Origin of the sequence: Cupriavidus sp. 30B13 (assembly GCF_049059565.2) — a bacterium.
GTDB lineage: Bacteria > Pseudomonadota > Gammaproteobacteria > Burkholderiales > Burkholderiaceae > Cupriavidus.
In genome coordinates this window covers 2990666-3009219 of the sequence record NZ_CP188223.1, presented here as the reverse complement: position 1 = coordinate 3009219, position 18554 = coordinate 2990666, and the positions used below count along the sequence as shown (strand labels likewise).

Annotated in this window: 16 protein-coding genes and 1 tRNA gene; 10 read left to right on the top strand and 7 right to left on the bottom strand. The window is 68.5% G+C overall.

Annotation, left to right across the window (positions count from 1 at the left end; translation table 11 throughout):
* Positions 1 to 41: 41 nt before the first annotated feature.
* Positions 42 to 407, bottom strand: coding sequence for a hypothetical protein (locus tag ACKI2N_RS13855; protein ID WP_420993227.1), 366 nt, complete (start codon positions 405 to 407; stop codon positions 42 to 44).
* On the opposite strand from ACKI2N_RS13855, the gene rpoD reads away from it, so the two are divergent.
* Positions 406 to 2706, top strand: coding sequence for an RNA polymerase sigma factor RpoD (rpoD, locus tag ACKI2N_RS13850; RefSeq protein ID WP_420993226.1), 2301 nt, complete (start codon positions 406 to 408; stop codon positions 2704 to 2706). The two genes, ACKI2N_RS13855 and rpoD, sit on opposite strands and share 2 nt — an antisense overlap.
* Positions 2707 to 2741: 35 nt before the next feature.
* Positions 2742 to 2820: transfer RNA gene (locus ACKI2N_RS13845), tRNA-Ile, on the top strand.
* Positions 2821 to 3103: 283 nt separating this feature from the next.
* Here the strand turns inward: ACKI2N_RS13845 and ACKI2N_RS13840 are convergent.
* Positions 3104 to 3904 (bottom strand): IclR family transcriptional regulator, encoded by an 801-nt coding sequence (locus ACKI2N_RS13840; RefSeq protein WP_420993225.1) that lies wholly within the window; start codon positions 3902 to 3904, stop codon positions 3104 to 3106.
* A gap of 239 nt (positions 3905 to 4143) precedes the next feature.
* Here ACKI2N_RS13840 and ACKI2N_RS13835 point away from each other — a divergent pair, with 239 nt between their 5' ends.
* Positions 4144 to 5610, top strand: coding sequence for an alpha/beta hydrolase (locus ACKI2N_RS13835; protein ID WP_420993224.1), 1467 nt, complete (start codon positions 4144 to 4146; stop codon positions 5608 to 5610).
* Between the two features lie 128 nt (positions 5611 to 5738).
* Positions 5739 to 6713 (top strand): tripartite tricarboxylate transporter substrate-binding protein, encoded by a 975-nt coding sequence (locus tag ACKI2N_RS13830; protein ID WP_420993223.1) that lies wholly within the window; start codon positions 5739 to 5741, stop codon positions 6711 to 6713.
* Between the two features lie 28 nt (positions 6714 to 6741).
* Here ACKI2N_RS13830 and ACKI2N_RS13825 read toward each other — a convergent pair whose 3' ends face one another.
* Together ACKI2N_RS13825 and ACKI2N_RS13820 are read right to left on the bottom strand one after the other, a co-directional pair.
* Positions 6742 to 7209 carry a hypothetical protein gene (locus tag ACKI2N_RS13825; RefSeq protein ID WP_420993222.1) on the bottom strand — a complete coding sequence of 156 codons (468 nt, stop codon included), beginning with the start codon at positions 7207 to 7209 and terminating at the stop codon, positions 6742 to 6744.
* Positions 7210 to 7280: 71 nt separating this feature from the next.
* A complete protein-coding gene (locus tag ACKI2N_RS13820) occupies positions 7281 to 8189 on the bottom strand; it encodes a LysR family transcriptional regulator (RefSeq protein ID WP_420993221.1) in 909 nt (302 codons plus the stop codon).
* A gap of 109 nt (positions 8190 to 8298) precedes the next feature.
* Between ACKI2N_RS13820 and ACKI2N_RS13815 the strand changes: the two genes are divergently transcribed.
* Positions 8299 to 9165, top strand: a complete 867-nt coding sequence (locus tag ACKI2N_RS13815; RefSeq protein WP_420993220.1) for an NmrA family NAD(P)-binding protein — start codon at positions 8299 to 8301, stop codon at positions 9163 to 9165.
* A 55-nt stretch (positions 9166 to 9220) separates the two neighbouring features.
* Entirely contained in the window at positions 9221 to 9919 is a 699-nt protein-coding gene (locus ACKI2N_RS13810; RefSeq protein ID WP_420993219.1) for an SDR family oxidoreductase, read from the top strand.
* A gap of 19 nt (positions 9920 to 9938) precedes the next feature.
* Here ACKI2N_RS13810 and ACKI2N_RS13805 read toward each other — a convergent pair whose 3' ends face one another.
* Positions 9939 to 10742 carry an IclR family transcriptional regulator domain-containing protein gene (locus ACKI2N_RS13805; protein ID WP_420993218.1) on the bottom strand — a complete coding sequence of 268 codons (804 nt, stop codon included), beginning with the start codon at positions 10740 to 10742 and terminating at the stop codon, positions 9939 to 9941.
* A 153-nt stretch (positions 10743 to 10895) separates the two neighbouring features.
* Between ACKI2N_RS13805 and ACKI2N_RS13800 the strand changes: the two genes are divergently transcribed.
* From ACKI2N_RS13800 to ACKI2N_RS13790, 3 genes are all read left to right on the top strand, one after another.
* On the top strand, positions 10896 to 12545 hold the full coding sequence (locus ACKI2N_RS13800) for an acyl CoA:acetate/3-ketoacid CoA transferase (protein ID WP_420993217.1): 1650 nt from the start codon (positions 10896 to 10898) through the stop codon (positions 12543 to 12545).
* Positions 12546 to 12749: 204 nt separating this feature from the next.
* On the top strand, positions 12750 to 13748 hold the full coding sequence (locus ACKI2N_RS13795; RefSeq protein WP_420993216.1) for a Bug family tripartite tricarboxylate transporter substrate binding protein: 999 nt from the start codon (positions 12750 to 12752) through the stop codon (positions 13746 to 13748).
* Positions 13749 to 14244: 496 nt separating this feature from the next.
* Positions 14245 to 15783 carry a DEAD/DEAH box helicase gene (locus ACKI2N_RS13790; RefSeq protein WP_420993215.1) on the top strand — a complete coding sequence of 513 codons (1539 nt, stop codon included), beginning with the start codon at positions 14245 to 14247 and terminating at the stop codon, positions 15781 to 15783.
* Positions 15784 to 15841: 58 nt separating this feature from the next.
* Here the strand turns inward: ACKI2N_RS13790 and gluQRS are convergent, their stop codons facing one another.
* Both gluQRS and ACKI2N_RS13780 read right to left on the bottom strand, forming a co-directional pair.
* The gene (gluQRS, locus tag ACKI2N_RS13785) at positions 15842 to 16750 is read right to left on the bottom strand and encodes a tRNA glutamyl-Q(34) synthetase GluQRS (protein WP_420993214.1); all 909 of its coding nucleotides are present in this window, start codon (positions 16748 to 16750) and stop codon (positions 15842 to 15844) included.
* Between the two features lie 29 nt (positions 16751 to 16779).
* Positions 16780 to 17703, bottom strand: coding sequence for a LysR family transcriptional regulator (locus ACKI2N_RS13780; RefSeq protein WP_420993213.1), 924 nt, complete (start codon positions 17701 to 17703; stop codon positions 16780 to 16782).
* A 150-nt stretch (positions 17704 to 17853) separates the two neighbouring features.
* Between ACKI2N_RS13780 and ACKI2N_RS13775 the strand changes: the two genes are divergently transcribed.
* Complete coding sequence (locus tag ACKI2N_RS13775) at positions 17854 to 18552, top strand: pirin family protein (RefSeq protein ID WP_420993212.1); 699 nt, start codon at positions 17854 to 17856, stop codon at positions 18550 to 18552.
* Positions 18553 to 18554 lie beyond the last annotated feature (2 nt).

Here is an 18554-nt window from a genome sequence, read left to right as displayed (position 1 = left end):
GAAGGCTGGGCGAGGCAGTACTGAGCTTAAGCCTTGATTTTTCAGGTGAAAACCTCACCTGATGGGAAGCCGGCTAGCTGCAACGTGCTACAATAGCCGGTTTGGATAGCGAAATCTTTCTCTCCAGTTCTGGTGAAAGTGAGCGTGCCAATGGCAAAGGCCAAAGCAACCGAAAAGGTTTCCACTAAAGCTCCCCAAGCGGGGAGCGGCAAGGCGTCCGTGAAATCAACGGCGGCTGCGAAGTCAGCCGCGTCAGTCAAGACGCCAGCCCAGCCTGTGCCAGCTAAGACCGCCCGCAGCGCCAAGGCGCCCGTGGCGAGCACTTCCTCCGGAACCCGCATATCCGAAAATTTGAGGCCCTCGACTTCGGCACGCGAGAGCGGCAATAGCGCCAATGCAAGCGGCATGCACGCCGCATCTGTACCAGTGAAAGGCAAGAGTATCACCGTGGCGAAACAGCAGATTACCGAAGTCGAGAGCAAGCGAACGGCAGCGACCAGCGCCAAGACCGGAGGGGCCAGGACGGCCGCCGCCGCGTCCGAGGCCGAGGCGCCTGTCACCACTTCCGCCCCCGTTGCATCCGAGCGTCCCGCCGCTCCGGCAGTCAAGCCGGAGCCGAAGAAGCGTGGCCGCAAGCCCAAGGCCGGCATGCAGCACGACGACAGCACCACAGACGACGTGACTGAAGAGCTTTACGAAGACGATATGCCCGCGGCAGCACCCGCCGCCGCGGCGCCCAAGACCGAAAAGCAGAAAGCCCGTGACCGCAAGGCCAAGGAAAAGGCGCTGCTCAAGGAATTCGCCTCGACCCAGCAGGGCACCGAGGAAGAGTTGGAAGCGCGCCGCCAGAAGCTCAAGGCGCTGATCAAGCTGGGCAAGTCGCGCGGTTACCTGACCTACGCGGAAATCAACGATCACCTGCCGGACGACATGGTCGATTCGGAAACGATCGACACCCTGGTCGCCACGCTCAACGACATCGGCATCGCTGTCTACGAACAGGCGCCCGACGCGGAAACCCTGCTGCTCAACGACAACGCACCGTCGGCCACCAGCGAGGAAGAAGCCGAGGAAGAAGCCGAGGCCGCGCTGTCGACGGTGGACTCCGAGTTCGGCCGCACCACCGACCCCGTGCGCATGTACATGCGCGAGATGGGCACGGTGGAGCTGCTCACGCGCGAAGGCGAAATCGAAATCGCCAAGCGCATCGAGGCCGGCCTGAAGGACATGGTCATGGCGATCTCGGCTTGCCCGGTCACCATCTCCGAAATCCTGGCCCTGGCCGAGCGCGTCGCCAACGACGAGATCAAGATCGACGAATTCGTCGACGGCCTGATCGATCCCAATGCGGAAGACGTGCCCGCCGCCGCCAGCGCCCCGGTCGCCGCCGCTGCGTCCGACGAGGAAGACGTGGAGTCGGACGACGACGAGGAAGGCGACGAGGACGAGGACGACGATGCCGGCGGCCTGGCCGCCTCGGCCCGCCAGCTCGAAGAACTGAAGCAGGCCGCGCTGGAGAAATTCCGCGTGATCGCCGAGCAGTTCGACAAGATGCGCCGCTCGTTCGAGAAGGAAGGCTACAAGTCCAAGGCCTACGTCAAGGCCCAGGAAGCCATCCAGGCCGAGCTGATGAGCATCCGCTTCACCGCGCGCAACGTCGAGCGCCTGTGCGACACGCTGCGCGGCCAGGTGGACGAAGTGCGCAAGCTCGAGCGCTCCATCCTCAAGATCGTGGTCGACAAGTGCGGCATGCCGCGCGCGGACTTCGTCGCCCGCTTCCCGGGCAACGAGACCAACCTCGACTGGATCCAGACCATCATCGACGACGGCAAGGGGTACAGCACCATCGTCGAGCGCAACGTGCCGGCCGTGCACGAGCTGCAGCAGAAGCTGATCGACCTGCAGGCGCGCGTGGTGCTGCCGCTCAAGGAACTGAAGGACGTCAACCGCAAGATGTCCGAAGGCGAGAAGCGCGCCCGCGAAGCCAAGCGTGAAATGACCGAGGCCAACCTGCGCCTCGTGATCTCGATCGCCAAGAAGTACACCAACCGCGGCCTGCAGTTCCTCGACCTGATCCAGGAAGGCAACATCGGCCTGATGAAGGCGGTGGACAAGTTCGAATACCGCCGCGGCTACAAGTTCTCGACGTACGCCACGTGGTGGATCCGCCAGGCCATCACGCGTTCGATCGCCGACCAGGCGCGCACCATCCGCATCCCGGTGCACATGATCGAAACGATCAACAAGATGAACCGCATCTCGCGCCAGATCCTGCAGGAAACCGGCAACGAGCCGGATCCGGCAACGCTGGCCGAGAAGATGGAGATGCCGGAAGACAAGATCCGCAAGATCATGAAGATCGCCAAGGAGCCGATCTCCATGGAAACGCCGATCGGCGACGACGACGACTCCCACCTGGGCGACTTCATCGAAGACACCAACACGCTGGCCCCGGCCGAAGCGGCGCTGCACGGCTCCATGCGCGACGTCGTCAAGGACGTGCTGGACTCGCTCACGCCGCGCGAAGCCAAGGTCCTGCGCATGCGCTTCGGCATCGAAATGAGCACGGACCACACGCTGGAAGAAGTCGGCAAGCAGTTCGACGTCACCCGCGAACGGATCCGCCAGATCGAAGCCAAGGCACTGCGCAAGCTGCGCCACCCGAGCCGCTCCGACAAGCTGAAGAGTTTCCTCGAAGGTAGCTGACCGGAGCGCGGATTGCGCGCCGGTCTGACTTTCCAGGGCCTCTAGCTCATGCCTGGTTAGAGCAGCGGACTCATAATCCGTTGGTGCCGTGTTCGACTCACGGGAGGCCCACCAATGTTGAAAGGCCCCACGGATTTTCGTGGGGCCTTTTCTTTTGTGCGCTGGCAAGTTCTCTGCCTGGCAGGGCGGCGGCGGGCGCTCCTGATTCGAGAATTGTCCCGCACCGGCCCGCAAGCCGGTCTGAAGCCGGGCCCCTTGCATGGTGGATTATCTTTTAATCGGGGTGAATGGAGTTCCGCCAGGATAAAGGCGAAATCGCATTGACCGAAATTGCGCATCAATTGATTATGCCGGTGTGCACCGCCAGCCGAAAATGCGGATCATATCCGGGCACTGGCTATTCCTCGTTGCGCACCAGCCCCTCCAGCCCCCGCACCATCCGCGCCAGCCGCGGGCCGATGTCCTGTTCCAGCACGCTGCGCCTGAGCTTGGCCGCCGGGCCGCCGACATTGAACGCGACCACATTGCCATCGGCGAGCCGGATGGCCGCGCCGACGGCGCTGATGTCGCTCTCCCATTCACGCACGGACATCGTGAAGCCGCGCTGGCGCCAATGCGAGAACGCGGCGTCGAGCGCGCCTTGCTGGGCCGTCCATTCGCCGGGCTCGTTCGCGCGCAGCTGGTGCAGCAGCCGCTCGCGCTCGCGCGTATCCAGCACGCATAGCAGGGCGCGGCCCATCGCCGTGCTGGCGATGGGGATCTGCGCGCCGATGTCGAGCCCCAGCGAAAGCGGGGCGGTGGAGCGGCAGTTTTCCACGTAGACCACGGTCAGGCCGTGCCGCACGCCGAGCGATACCGAGGCATTGCACTGTTCGGCAAGCTCCTGCATGTAAGGCCGCGCGATGCGGCGCAGCTTGATATTGGCGGCCATGGTGATGCCCAGCGCCGCCATGCTGTCGCCGAGCGCGTATTTGCCGCTGTCGGTGGAGTAGCGCAGGTAGCCCAGCACGCAGAGCGTGTAGGCCAGGCGCGCGATGGTCGCCTTGGGCAGGCCGGTGCGGCGCGCGATTTCCGTATTGGTCAGCCACTTCTCGTCGACCTTGAAGCAGGTGAGCACGTCGAGGCCGCGCGCCAGCGCCGTGACGAAGCGGCGATTGGATTCGCCCTGCTCGAAATCGAGTTGTTTGGTGCGGCCCACGATGGTCCTCCTGGCATTGCGCGGCGGAATGCGGCGCCCATGGAACTGGAAATTTCGCGCAGCGGAACAAGTAATTCCGTTCTTATACGGGATTGCGCTATGTTAGGCACAACACGCTTTACTTTTAATCGGGGAAACCTAGACTATCGGAAATCGAGAGAGACGCCGGCCCAGATTAAGAAAAAATTCCGCACGGCGGAATATCTCGGTGAATTCAATAAAACAAATGAGGAGACATTATGAAACGACCCCTTCAGGCGGGCCGTAAGGCCGCGCTTTGCGCTTTGATCGGCATTGCCTCGGCGAGTGTGCTGGCGCTGGGCGGCTGCGGCGGCGACGATACCGTCGCGCAAGGCCCCGCGCCGGCGCCGGCCGGTCCCGCCGCGCCGCAACCCGAGGCACCTCCCACCGTCAAGCCGGAGGAAGTCCGGGCGCAGGACAGCCGCGTCTTCACGGTCGACGAAGCCACGCTGCCGTTCGCCGCGCTCCCCGCCGCGCCCGACACCGACCGCTGGTGGGGCGTGCTGGAAGGGGCCGGCTATCGCATCGAGGTGCCGCGCAACTGGAACGGCATGCTGGTGATGTACGCGCACGGCTATGCCGGCACCGGCACCACGCTGACGGGGGCCAGCCCGACCATTCGGGCTCACCTGATCGCCCAGGGATATGCGTGGGCGGCGTCGAGCTTCTCGCGCAACTACTACGACGTGCGCGCGGGCATCGAGGACACCAACGCGCTCGCGCTGGCGTTCCGCGACATCGCCGGCAAGAACGGCCGCGTGCTGGCCGCGCCCACCAAGACGTACATCATCGGCACCTCGATGGGCGGGCACGTCGCCGCCGCGGCGGTCGATGCCGAAGCCGTGGAGACCGCCAACCACAAGGTCCGCTACGACGGCGCCGTGCCGATGTGCGGCGTGCTCGGCGACACCGAGCTCTACAACTACTTCGGCGCGTACCAGATCGCGGCGCAGCAGCTCGCGGGCCTGCCCGTCACGAGCTGGCCCGCCGCCAACTGGGCACAGATCGCGCCGATCGTGCAGGCCGCGCTGTTTACCGCCTTCCCGGCAACGACCACCGCGCAGGGCGACAAGCTCAAGGCCATCGTCAAGAACCTCACCGGCGGCGAGCGGCCGATGTTCAACGAGGGTTTTGCCGGCAGCATGACCAACACCGCGTGGGGTACGTTCGGGCGCGACGGCACCATCAACGGCATTCTCAACCGCGACGGCTACGACACGCGCGGCATCGTCTACCAGTTCGACAGCGACCCGGCGCTCTCGCCGCAGGAGCAGGTCTTCAACGATGCCGCTTACCGCCTGGCCGCAGATCCGGAGTCCAACCGCCTGCGGCGCGACGGCCTGCGCTGGTTCCCGAAGACCAACGCGCGCATCGGCGTGCCGGTGGTGACCATCCACACGCTCGGCGACATGTACGTGCCGTTCAGCATGGAGCAGATCTACAAGCGCCGCGCGCTCGCCGCGGGCACCTCGCAATGGCTGGTGCAGCGCGCGATCCGGGGCTTCAGCCACTGCGATTTCACCGATGCCGAGCAGACCGACGCGTTCCAGGCGATGACCAACTGGGAGCAGAACGGCGTCAAGCCGGACGGCGACGACGTGCTGGACGCCACGGCGGTTGCCGATCCGAATTTCGGCTGCAGGTTCTCCAGCACGCCGCGCGTCGGCACCTGCGGGCCGATCTGACCGGCGGCGCCGGGCCGTGTCGTGCGGCCCGGCGCGCGCGGGAGAGCGCCGGCAGGCGCCGGGCGCTTCCGCCTCGCCGCCGTCATCCACTTGAGGTTGCCACCTTCTTCCTTCTCTTCTCCCTTCTCATGAGCGCACACCAACGCATTGCACAGCTGGCCCGCGGGCTGGCGCTGGGCCTCGGCATCGCGGCCTTCGCCTCGCACGCGCAGACCGAGGCCTTTCCCGGCAAGCCGGTCCGGGTGCTGATCGGCTACACCGCCGGCGGCTCGACGGACGTCCCGTTCCGCGTGCTCGCGGAAAACGCCTCGAAGATCCTGGGGCAGCCCGTCATCATCGAAAACAAGCCCGGCGCCGGCGGCGTGCTGCCGGCCCAGATCATGCAGAGCACGCCCGCCGACGGCTACACGCTGGCGCAGGTGCCGCTGCCGGTATTCCGGCTGCCGTTCACCACCAAGATCAACTGGGATCCGGTCAAGGACCTCACCTACGTCATCAACCTGGCCGGCTACTCGTTCGGGCTGGTGGTGCCGGCCGACTCGCCCATCAAGACCATGCAGGACTACATCGCCTACGCGCGCGCCAATCCGGGCAAGCTGACCTACGGCACGCCCGGCCCGCTGACCACGCTGCACCTGACCATGGAGCAGATCGCGATGAGCACCGGGGTGGAACTGAGCCATATTCCCTACAAGGGGAATTCGGAGTCGCTGCAGGCGGTGCTCGGCGGCCACGTGATGTCCGTGGCCGACACGCCGGGATGGGCGCCCTATGTGGACCAGGGCAAGCTGCGTCTGCTGTCGACCTGGGGCGAGAAGCGCTCGGCGCGGTATCCCGGCGTGCCGACGCTCAAGGAGTCCGGCATCGACTTCGCGCAGAACTCCCCGTTCGGGCTGGCGGCGCCGAAGGGCACCGATCCGAAGGTCGTGAAGGTGCTGCACGACGCGTTCAAGAAGGCGATGGAAATGCCGAACTACCGCGAATCGCTGGCCCGCTTCGACATGGAGACCTACTACATGGACGGCGCGAGCTACCAGAAGTACGCGGCGGAAACGATGCGGCAGGAAAAGGCCGTGGTGGAGAAGCTGGGACTGGGCCGGTAGGCCGGACAGCCGCGGCCCCGCCCGCCGCCTAAAGCTTCTGCGCTGCCGCCAGCCCGAGAATCTTTTCCCAGCGCCGTGCTTCCTTGCGGTTCGCCACCGGTATCTCCCAGCTGGCTTGCGCGTTGTGCTCGAGGCGCAGTGCGAGCGTCCACCTGCCGCCGTTGTCCGTGGCCTGGGCGCCGGCGATATCGGCGAACAGGAATTTCGCCTGCTGCCCGCCGACATCGAGATAGCCGCGCTTGTTGTCGGCATCGATGCGGACGCTGCCCCACGGGCCGGCCAGCGACACGACGCGTGCCCCGTCGACCGTCTTGCCGTGGATGGCGCGGTAGCGCCGCAGCAGGCCGGCGGCCAGCGCGGCCAGCAGCGCCACGCCCGCGGCCACCGCCGCCGCGCCGGCCAGCGGGCCGGACATGGCGTCCACGGCTGCGTAGAGCCGGACCGCGCCGTAGATGAGGGCGCCGAGCAGGGCGAAGCCGGCAATGATGAATGGCACGTTCTTGTCCTTCTGGAGCGGCGGGAGCCGGGACGTCGATTATGCCGCCGGCGCGCCGCGCCTGCAGCCCGCTAGCGTTCGCACAATGACGCCACGAAGTCGATGAAGGCCCGCACCTTGGCCGGCAGATGGTGCCGCGAGGGATAGAGCGCGTACAGCGGGAAGCGCTCCTCGGGCCAGTCGGTCAGCACCGGCACCAGCCGGCCGTCGGCCAGCAGGCTTTCGGCGCCGAGCTGGAGGATCTGCGCGATGCCGTAGCCGGCCATGCAGACGCTGTGCATGGTGCCGACATCGTTGACGATCAGCCGCCCCCTGGCCTGCACGAGGATGCGCTCGTCGCCGCGATGGAATTCCCACGGGAAGGGCCGCCCCGTTTCCGGGTCGCGGAAGTGGATGCAGGCATGGGCGCCGCTTTCGAGATCGGCCGGGGCGGCGGGCGCGCCGTGCCGCTTGAGGTACGAGGGCGCCGCCACGGTCAGCACCGGGATGTCGAGCAGCTTGCGCGCCACCAGCGTGGAGGCGCGCGGAAAGCCGAAGCGGAACGCCAGGTCGAAGCCGTCGCCGATCATGTCGCCGAGGTTGTCGCGCGTGACCAGGTCGAGCGTGAGGTCGGGGTGGTCCTCGACGAACGCGCCCAGGCGCGGAGCAATCACCAGCCGCGAGAAGAGCGGGTCGATGTTGACGCGCAGCCGGCCGCGCACGGCGCTCACGCCTTTTGCCGCCGAGGCGGTGGTTTCTTCCAGCTGCGCCAGCAGCGGCAGCATTTCCTCGTAGAAGCGGCGGCCGTCGTCGGTCAGCGTGACGGCGCGCGTGGTGCGGTCGAACAGGCGGATGCCGAGCCGCGCCTCGAGCCGCGCGATGGCGCGGCTCACGCCGGATTGCGTCATGTCCAGCGTCTCGGAGGCGCGCGCGAAGCTGCCGTTGTCGATCACGGCCAGCAGTACGCCGACACCGTCCAGGATGCGCTCATCGAAGCTCATCGATGCCTCGCAGTCATCAGTCAAGTGACGGACATGTTATCGCGAAATCCCGCGCCGGCAACCACAATCCAGTCACCGCGGCATGTGCCGCAACCGAGCGGAGATGACGATGTTTGCGTTGACTGGGATTACCGGGCAAGTGGGTGGCGTGCTGGCGCGCGCGCTGTTGTCCGCGGGCAAGGATGTGCGCGCGGTGGTGCGTTCGCAGCATAAGGGTGCCGGGTGGGCCGCGCAGGGCTGCGAGGTGGCGCTGGCCGACATGAACGATGCGCAGGCGCTGCAGCGTGCGTTCAGCGGCGCCGAGGGCGTGTTCGTGCTGCTGCCTCCGGTCTACGATCCCTCGCCGGACCTGTCGGAGTCGCGCCGCGTGGTGGCCGCGCTGCGCGCAGCGCTGCTGGCCGCGCGCCCGCCGCGCGTGGTGTGCCTGTCGACCATCGGCGCGCAGGCGGCCGAGCCCAACCTGCTGCAGCAGCTTTCCCATATGGAGCGCGAGCTGGGCACGCTGCCGATGCCGGTGGCGTTCCTGCGCGCGGGCTGGTTCGTGGAAAACACGCTGTGGGACATCGAGCAGGCGCGCGCGACCGGCGTGATGGCCAGCTTCCTGCAGCCGCTGGACCAGCCGGTGCCGATGGTGGCGACGGCCGACGTCGGCCGCGTCGCGGCGGAACTGCTGCAGCAGTCGTGGGAGGGCACCCGGGTGGTGGAGCTGGAAGGCCCGCGCCGCGTCACGCCGCTGGAACTTGCCGCCGCGCTGTCGGTGGCGCTGGGCCGCGAGGTCAAGGCGCGGGCGCTGCCGCGCGGCGAATGGGAGGCGCTGTTCCGTGCGCAAGGCATGAACAATCCCGTGCCGCGCATGCAGATGCTGGACGGCTTCAATGCCGGCTGGATCCGCTTCGAAGCCGCCGAGGCGCAGACGCGCAAGGGCATCGTGCCGCTGCAGACGGCGCTCGCGTCGCTGGTGGAGCGCGCGCAGTGAGAGCCGGCCCACCGGCGTCACCTGACTTGCTTTCCTTTCTTTCCGGAGTCATGCCATGAAGACAACTTCCACCGCCCTGATCGTGGGCGCTTCGCGCGGTCTCGGCTGGGGCCTGGCGCGTGAATACCTGCGCCGCGGCTGGCGCGTGATCGGCACCGTGCGCGACGGCGGCGGCGATACGCCGCTGCACCGCCTGCGCGCCGAGGCCGGCGGCGCGCTGGAGATCGAGCAGGTCGACATCACCCGGCCCGAGGCGGTGGCGAGGCTCGCCACGCGCCTGGACGGCCGGCGGCTGGATCTGCTGTTCGTCAATGCCGGCGTCTCCAACGACCCCGCCGCGCCGGCCGGCGCGGTATCGACGGACGAGTTCAACCGGGTGATGGTGACCAATGCGCTGAGCCCGGTGCGCGTGGTCGAGGCGCTCGCGCCGCTGGTGGCGCCCGACGGACGCATCGCGGTGATGTCGTCCGAGCTGGGCAGCGTGGCGTTGAACGACGACGGCGGCTGGGAGGTCTACCGCGCCAGCAAGGCCGCGCTCAACACCCTGATGCGCAGCCTGGTGGCGCGGCGTGCCGGCGACACGCGCACGCACTACGTCGTGGCGCCGGGCTGGGTGCGCACCGACATGGGCGGGGCGGACGCGCCGCTCGACATCGAGACCAGCATGCCAGGCGTGGCCGACGCGATCGAGTTCCGGCGCGGCACGCCGGGACTGGTGTACGTCAACTACAGGAACGAGATCCTGCCCTGGTAGCGTGCCGGTTCCCGGGGCCTCAGCGCGTGCGCAGCACGGCCTCGATCTCCTGCGCCGCGCGCTGCAGCGCCGGCAGGTAGCGCTGTTCGAGATGGGCCTCGTCGCGGCTGCCCAGCACCATGCTGAAGCCCAGGCCCGCCACCACCTTGCCCGAGGCCGTGCGCAGCGGCACCGAGATGCCGGCGTAGCCGTCCACGAGCTCGCTGACCAGCGTGCAGTAGCCGCGGCTGCGCACCTGCCTGAGGGTACGCGCCAGCGCCGCGCGCGAGCTGACGGTAAACGGCGTGAGCTTGCGCAGCTGCGCGCCGGCGAGGTACGCCTCGAGCGCATCGTCGTCCAGCCCGGCCAGCAGCACGCGCCCGAGCGAATGCGCATAGGCGGGCATGCGGCGGCCGACGCCCATGTCCACGCGCAGCATCTGCTGCGGCTCTTCGCGCGCCACCAGCGCCACCGATTCGCCGTCGAGCACGCCCAGCGAGCAGGTTTCGCCGGCCTGCTCGGCGAGCGCCTTCAGGTAGGGGCCGGCCAGCCGCGGCAGGTCCATCGAGGCGAAATATGCATAACCCAGGTCCATCACGCGCGGCGTGATGAAGAACTCGCGGCCGTCCTGCGCGAGGTAGCCGTTGTGCTGCAGCGTGAGCAGCAGGCGGCGCGCCGCCGCGCGGGTAACGTCGAGCTGCTCGGCCACTTCCTGCATGGTCAGGCTGCCGGCGCCCGAGGCGAACAGCCGCAGCAGCGCCAGTCCCTTGGTCAGGGAATCGAGCAGTTCGCTCTTTTCTTGCGGGTCGGCGGCGGGCGCGGGCGCCGGGTCGGATCGGGTCATGGGCGGGCAAAAAGCGGAAACAGGGGGATTCTAGTGCCTTGCACGCACTTGCGCGATGCGGGCATGACTCCGTATGATATGCGTTTTGCGAACATTTGTTCGCAGGATCGACGCCCGGCGAAGAGCGGGCGGAAAGAACAGACGGAGACAGCCATGAAGGTCATCAGCGCGCAGCAGGCTGCTGCGCTCGTGCAATCGCAGTGGACCGTGGCAAGCGCCGGTTTCGTGGGCGCCGGCCATGCCGAAGCCGTGACCAGCGCGCTCGAGCGGCGCTTCCTGGAAAGCGGCCTGCCGCGCGACCTGACGCTGGTGTACTCGGCGGGGCAGGGCGACCGCGGCGCGCGCGGCGTCAATCACTTCGGCAACGCCGGCATGACGCGCAGCATCGTCGGCGGGCACTGGCGTTCGGCCACGCGGCTGGCCGCGCTGGCGCTGGCCGAGCAATGCGAGGGCTACAACCTGCCGCAGGGCGTGCTCACGCACCTGTATCGCGCCATCGCGGGCGGCAAGCCCGGCGTGATGAGCAAGATCGGCCTGCACACCTTCGTCGATCCGCGCACGGCGCAGGACAGCCGCTACCACGGCGGCGCCATCAACCGCAGCGCGCAGCGGGCCATCGCGCAGAACCGCGCCAACTGGGTCGAGGCGATCGAGTTCCGCGGCGACGAATACCTGTTCTACCCGAGCTTCCGCCTCGATTGCGCGCTGATCCGCTGCACTGCCGCCGACAGCCGCGGCAACCTCAGCACGCACCGCGAAGCCTTCCACCACGAACTGCTGGCGATGGCGCAGGCCGCGCACAATTCGGGCGGCATCGTGATCGCGCAGGTGGAGTCGCTGGTGGACCACCATGACAACCTGCAGGCCATCCACGTGCCCGGCATCCTGGTCGACTACGTGGTGGTGAGCGAAGACCCCGCGCATCACCAGATGACCTTCGCGGAAACCTTCAATCCGGCCTACGTGATGCCCTGGCGGGGCGAGGCGGCCAGCGCGGCCGCCCCCGCCGCGCCGGCCGATGCGGCGCCCGATGCGGCGCCCGATGTGGCGCCCGACGCGCGCACCATCGTGCAGCGGCGCGCGGCGCTCGAGCTGGCGCGCCGCCAGCCGCGCGTGGTCAACCTCGGCGTGGGCATGCCGGCCGCGGTCGGCATGCTGGCGGCCGAGGCCGGCCTCGACGGCTTCACGCTGACGGTGGAAGCGGGCCCCGTCGGCGGCACGCCGGCCGACGGCCTGAGCTTCGGCGCCTCCGCCTATCCGGAGGCGGTGATCGACCAGCCGTCGCAGTTCGACTTCTACGAGGGCGGCGGCATCGACCTGGCCATCCTTGGCCTGGCCGAGCTGGATGGCCAGGGCAACGTCAACGTCAGCAAGTTCGGCGAGGGCGGCGAAGCGCTGATCGCCGGCGTCGGCGGCTTCATCAATATCACGCAGAGTGCCAAGGCGGTGATCTTCGTCGGCACGCTCACGGCCGGCGGGCTCGACGTGCGCGTCGAGGACGGCGCGCTGCGCATCGCGCGCGAAGGCCGCGTCAAGAAGATCGTGCCGCATGTCTCGCATCTCAGCTTCAACGGCCCCTACGTGGCGTCGATGGGCGTGCCCGTGCTCTACATCACCGAGCGCGCGGTGTTCGAGATGCGTCCCGACGCGATCGGCGCCGAGCGCCTGACGCTGGTCGAGATCGCCCCCGGCATCGATCTGCAGCGCGACGTGCTGGACCAGTGCGCCACCGGGATCGCGGTGGCGTCCGACCTGCGCGTGATGGATGCCTGCCTGTTCCGTCCCGGTCCGCTGAAGCTCTGAAGGCACACGGATGGCGAGCGGGCCTTGGCCCCGTCCGCCATCACCGGAAAAGTCACCGGAAAAAACAAGGGCCGGCCATGACCGGCCATGGAGGAGACCATCGAAGCCTTGTCCTGTCTTTCCTGTCAGCAGTTTGCTGGATCGCCGACGCGCGCGGGCCCTGGGGCCGGCCGCGCCATTGCCGGATTACGTTTCCTATCTATCATGCAGAAGACAAGCCGCCGTACTTTCACGCGCCGCGCGGGCGCGGCCATCCTGGCCGCCGCCTTGCCGCTGTGCGCATCGCAGGCATTCGCCGACGCCTATCCCTCCAAGCCGATCCGGCTGGTGGTGCCGTTCCCGCCGGGCGGGCCCACCGACACCGCCGCGCGCATCATCGGCCAGAAGATGGGCGAAGCGCTCAAGCAGACCGTGGTGGTGGACAACCGCCCCGGCGCTTCGGGCACGATCGGCGCCGAAGCCGTGGCCAAGAGCGCGCCCGACGGCTACACGCTGATGGTGCTGGCCACGCCCACGCTGCTGGCGCCGCACCTGATCGCCCGCAAGGGCTACGACATTTTCAAGGACTTCACGCCGGTCGGCGCCGCCTACGACCTGCCCATCGTCATGGTGGTCAATCCGCAGGCCATGCCCGACGTGACCGACCTGCAGCAGTACATCGCGCGCGCCAAGGTCAGGCCCGGCGCGCTCAACTACACCAGCGCCGGCAACGGCAGCTTCGGCCACCTTTCCACCGAGCTGCTCAAGAGCCTCGGGCATTTCGACGTGCAGCACGTGCCGTACAAGGGCAGCGCGCCGGCGATCTCCGACCTGCTGGCGGGCCAGGTGCCGATGATGTTCTCGGACATGATCGCGGCGCTGCCGCAGATCAAGGCCGGCAAGCTGCGCCCCATCGCGGTCGGTTCGGCCAGGCGGGTGAGCTTCACGCCCGACGTGAAGACCGTGGCGGAGCAGGGCTTTCCCGGCTTCGAGGCGACCGCCTGGGGTGGCCTGCTGGCCCCCGCCGGCACGCCCAAGGACGTGATCGCCAGGCTGTCGGCCGAACTCAAGGCGGCGCTGGCCGATCCGGTGGTGCAGGAGAAGATGCTCGGCGCGGGCACGGTGGCCGCCTACATGCCGCCCGAGCAACTGGCCGCGCGCATGCGCAACGACTACAAGAAGTGGGGCAAGGTGATCCAGGACAACGGCATCAAGGGCGACTGAGCGCCGCGATGCGGCCCGGGTTGCCGCCTGGGCTGGAGCGATCGGCGCCATTGAAGCAAATCGAAGCAGCCGCAGGCCGCCGGACGAGATCCCGGCGGCTTTTTCATTTCCGCTCCCCGCCGGCGGCGATGGCCACCAAAGTGCCTTGTTTGCCATGCGCGCCGCCGGCGTCCGGATATCCGTGCGCATCTGCACGCATACCGCAAGGTTGCCTGGCCCGCTGACACGCATCTGAAATCCACGTTGCCTAGACTGCCTGATGCGCCACTCCTGCACTACCCATCGGAGGGGCTCTGGTGCTACAATCTAAGTCTTTGATTTACATGAGCTATTGATCTCGCGGGAGAATTCGCCCGCGAAAGGCACTGGCAGCGCGGCAAGCGGCGGCGAATCAGGTCGTCCAGCCGGGTCCCCAATCCATGCGCAGATCTTCCCCGCTCGGTTCAAGACGCGTGTCCGTTGGCGCCGGGTTCGCCTACTGCAAGACACGGAAACCATGACGACTACGACCACCGAGACCGCCGGCCAGACCACCTCCGCCGACCAGACCACCCCAGAGATCACCTTCGACAGCTTCGGGCTCGACGCGCGCATCCTGCGCGCGCTGACCGAGCAGGGCTACACCAAGCCCACGCCGATCCAGGCGCAGGCGATCCCGGTGGTGCTGCTGGGCAAGGACGTGATGGGCGCGGCCCAGACCGGCACCGGCAAGACCGCCGGCTTCGCGCTGCCGATCATCCAGCGCCTGCTGCCGCTGTCCAGCGCCAGCGCGTCGCCGGCCCGCCACCCGGTGCGCGCGCTGATGCTGACGCCCACGCGCGAGCTGGCCGACCAGGTCTACGACAACGTGGCCCGCTACGCCAAGCACACCGACCTGCGCAGCACGGTGGTGTTCGGCGGCGTCGACATGAATCCGCAGACCGAGGCCCTGCGCCGCGGCGTGGAAATCCTGGTGGCCACCCCGGGCCGCCTGCTCGACCACGTGCAGCAGAAGTCGGTGAACCTGTCGCAGGTGCAGATGCTGGTGCTCGACGAAGCCGACCGCATGCTCGACATGGGCTTCCTGCCGGACCTGCAGCGCATCATCAACCTGCTGCCGGCGCAGCGCCAGACGCTGCTGTTCTCGGCCACCTTCTCCGCCGAGATCAAGCGCCTGGCTTCGAGCTACCTGCGCCAGCCGGTCACGATCGAAGTGGCGCGCAGCAACTCGGCCAACGAGAACGTGCGCCAGTCCGTGTTCCAGGTCGAGGACGGCCACAAGCAGGCCGCCGTGGTGCACCTGCTGAAGAAGCGCGCCGGCGAAGGCCTGTCGCGCCAGTGCATCGTCTTCGTCAACAGCAAGATCGGCTGCTCGCGGCTGGCCCGCCACCTCGAGCGCGAAGGCATCAACGCCGCCGCCATCCACGGCGACAAGACCCAGACCGAGCGCATGCAGACGCTCGAAGGTTTCAAGCAGGGCACCATCGACGCGCTGGTCGCCACCGACGTGGCGGCGCGCGGCCTGGACATCCCCGACATGCCGTGCGTGATCAACTTCGACCTGCCGTTCAGCGCCGAAGACTATGTGCACCGCATCGGCCGCACCGGCCGCGCCGGCGCCACCGGCGACGCGCTGTCGATCTATGTTCCCAGCGACGAGCGCCTGCTGGTGGATATCGAGAAGCTGCTCAAGCGCAGCATTCCGCGCGGCGCGCTGGAGGGGTTCGATCCCACCGGCGCGCATGCCCGCGCCGAGGAAGGCGAACGCCGCCGCGGCCGCACCGACTCGCGCGCCGACTCCCGCTCCGATGTGCGCCGCTCGCGCAACGGCGGCGACGAGGAGCCGCGTCCGCGCCGGCACGATCCGGCCAGTTCGCGCAATGCGTTCCGTCCGTCCGACGATCCGTTCTTCTCGCGGCCCTACGAACCCAGCGGCGGCGCTGCCGCCGCGCAGCCCGAGGCGTCGGACAACAACGCCGCCGCCTTCGGCCGCGGCCGTCCCGCGCCGAAGCGCCCGCTCGCGGCCCTGCTGGGCGGCGTGCCGCGCAAGTCCTGATCCGCTGATCCGTTGATCCGCTGAGCGGCGGCGCGCGCCGGCGGGCCGCCGCCAAGCCTCACTCCCGGCGCCGCCGTTCTGGCAGCGCCTGCCATGCGGCGGTCGTCTCCGCCAGCCAGCTCTCCACCGATTCCGCCCCGCTCGCCAGGCCCAGGTGCGCGCCCGCCGCGCGCAGCGCGTCCAGCGGCGCCATCGCGTCGATGGCTTGCGCGCCGCTTTGCTTGCTGAGCTTTTCCCCGTCCGCGTTGGTCACCACTGGCACGTGCAGGTATGACGGGGTGGGCAGTTCCAGCAGGCGCTGCAGGTAGATCTGGCGCGGCGTGGAGTCGAGCAGGTCGGCGCCGCGCACGACGTGGGTGATGCCCTGCTGCCCGTCGTCCACCACCACCGCGAGCTGGTAGGCCCACAGGCCATCGGCGCGGCGCAGCACGAAATCGCCCAGTTCGGTCGCCAGGTCCTGGCATTGCCGTCCCTGCCAGCGGTCGTCGAAGCAGATCACGGCGGCCTCGCCATCGGGCACGCGCACGCGCCAGGCGCGCGGCGGCTTGCCGTGCAGGCCGTCGCGGCAGGTGCCGGGATAGCCGAGCGTCTGGTGGCGCTCGCGCGCGTGCAGCAGCGAGTCGGCGATCTCCTTGCGCGAGCAGCCGCACGGGTAGGTATGGTGGCCGGCGTCGAGCCGGCGCAGCGCCTCGGCGTACAGCATCTCGCGGCGGCTTTGCCACTGCGGCGGCTCGTCGGCATGCAGGCCGAGGCGCGCCAGCGTGTGCAGGATCTGCTGGTCGGCGCCGCGCACGCAGCGCGGGTAGTCGATGTCTTCGATGCGCACCAGCCAGCGGCCGCGGTGCGCGCGCGCGTCGAGCCAGCTGGCCAGCGCGGTGACCAGCGAGCCCATGTGCAGCGGGCCGGTGGGCGAGGGCGCGAAGCGGCCGCGGTAGCCGGGCGCCGGGTCCGGAACGTGGAACGTCATCGGAACGTCGTCGCGAAGCGGTGGCGGCGTCAGTCGGGCTGTCCCGGCTGCTGCTGCAGCAGCGCCTGCGCCAGGCGCGGGTCTTCGAGCTTGCTGGCCCACCATTGCAGCGCCTTGCCGCGCGTGCTGGTGCGCCAGGCCACCTTGAAGTTGCCGGGCGCCCGCACTTCGAGCGTCTCGCGCGCCTGCAGCACGCCGCTCTCGATGAAGGGCTGCGCCATCGGCGCCGGCAGCCAGCCGCAGCCCAGGCCGCGGATCTGCGCCTCGAGCTTGTCGCGCATGGTGGGCACCACCAGCACGTCCTGCCCGGCCAGCACGCCGTGGGTGCGCGCGGGCAGGTTGCGCGAGGTGTCGCCCACGGCCACGATGCGGTGCTTGGCGATCTGGATGGTGGTGAGCGGGCCGGCCTCGGTGGCCAGCGGGTGGTGCGCCGCCACCGCGAAGACGAACGGCATGGAGCCCAGCGGCCGCACCTGGAAGCCTTGCGTGCTGGGCGCGTCGTAGGCGCCGCCGATCACCAGGTCGGCGCGGTTGCTGACCAGCGCGTCCCAGGCGCCGCCCAGCACTTCCTTGGCGAAGCGCAGCCGGGTGGCGGTGTTCTCGGCGTAGAAGTCCTGGATCACCGGCAGCAGCGCGCGGAAATTGATGAGATCGTCCACCACGATGGTCAGCGTGGCTTCCCAGCCCGTGGCCAGGCGCTTGACGCGGCGCGCGAGGTCGTCGGCGGCGTGCAGCAGGTGGCGGCCTTCGTCGAGCAGGGCGCGCCCGGCCGGCGTCAGCTCGGCGCGGTGGCGGCGGCGGTCGAACAACAGCACGTCGAGGTCTTCCTCGAGCTTGCGCACCACGTAGGTCAGCGCGGAAGGCACTTTGCCCATCTCGTGGGCGGCCGCGGCGAAGCTGCCTTTGCGCTCGATGGCGTCGAGGACTTCGAGGGATTCGAGTGAGAGAGCCATGTTCAGAAATTCTGAATGAATGCTACTGAGATCGTCCCGCCCAATATACTCCTGCCGTCCTAAACTGCCTAGCATCGAAACGTAGCGCAAGGCCGGGACTCAGTTTATGCGGGTCCGCGTGCCGACAGGGCCTGAAGGAGGGCCGTCAAAATGATTGAAATCAGAAAGGCGGGCGAACGCGGATATGCCGATCACGGCTGGCTCAAGTCTTATCACAGCTTTTCCTTCGCCGACTACTACGACCCGGACCACGTCCAGTTCGGGCCGCTGCGCGTGATCAACGAGGACCGCGTCGCGCCGGGCATGGGCTTCGGCACGCACGGCCACCGCGACATGGAGATCATCAGCTACGTGCTGGAGGGCGAGCTGGCCCACAAGGACAGCATGGGCAACGGCAGCGTGATCCGCCCCGGCGACGTGCAGCGCATGAGCGCCGGCACCGGCGTGCGGCATTCGGAGTACAACCACGCGGCGCACGACACCACGCACTTCCTGCAGATCTGGATCCTGCCGGAACAGGCCAACCTGCAGCCCGGCTATGAAGAAAAGCACTTCGAGGCCGCCGACAAGCGTGGCCGCCTGCGCCTGGTGGGCAGCCGCGACGGTGCCGACGGCTCGGTGGTGATCCATCAGGATGTGCGCCTCTATGCCGGCCTGTTCGACGGCGACGAGTCCGCCACCCTGGCGCTGGCGCCGCAGCGGCGCGCCTATGTGCAGGTCGCGCGCGGCCGCGTCACGGTCAACGGGCGCGCGCTCGAGGCCGGCGACGCCGCCAGGATCGAAGGCGTCGATGCCGTGACGCTGTCGGCTGGCGACGGCGCCGAAGTGCTGGTCTTCGACCTGCCCTGAGG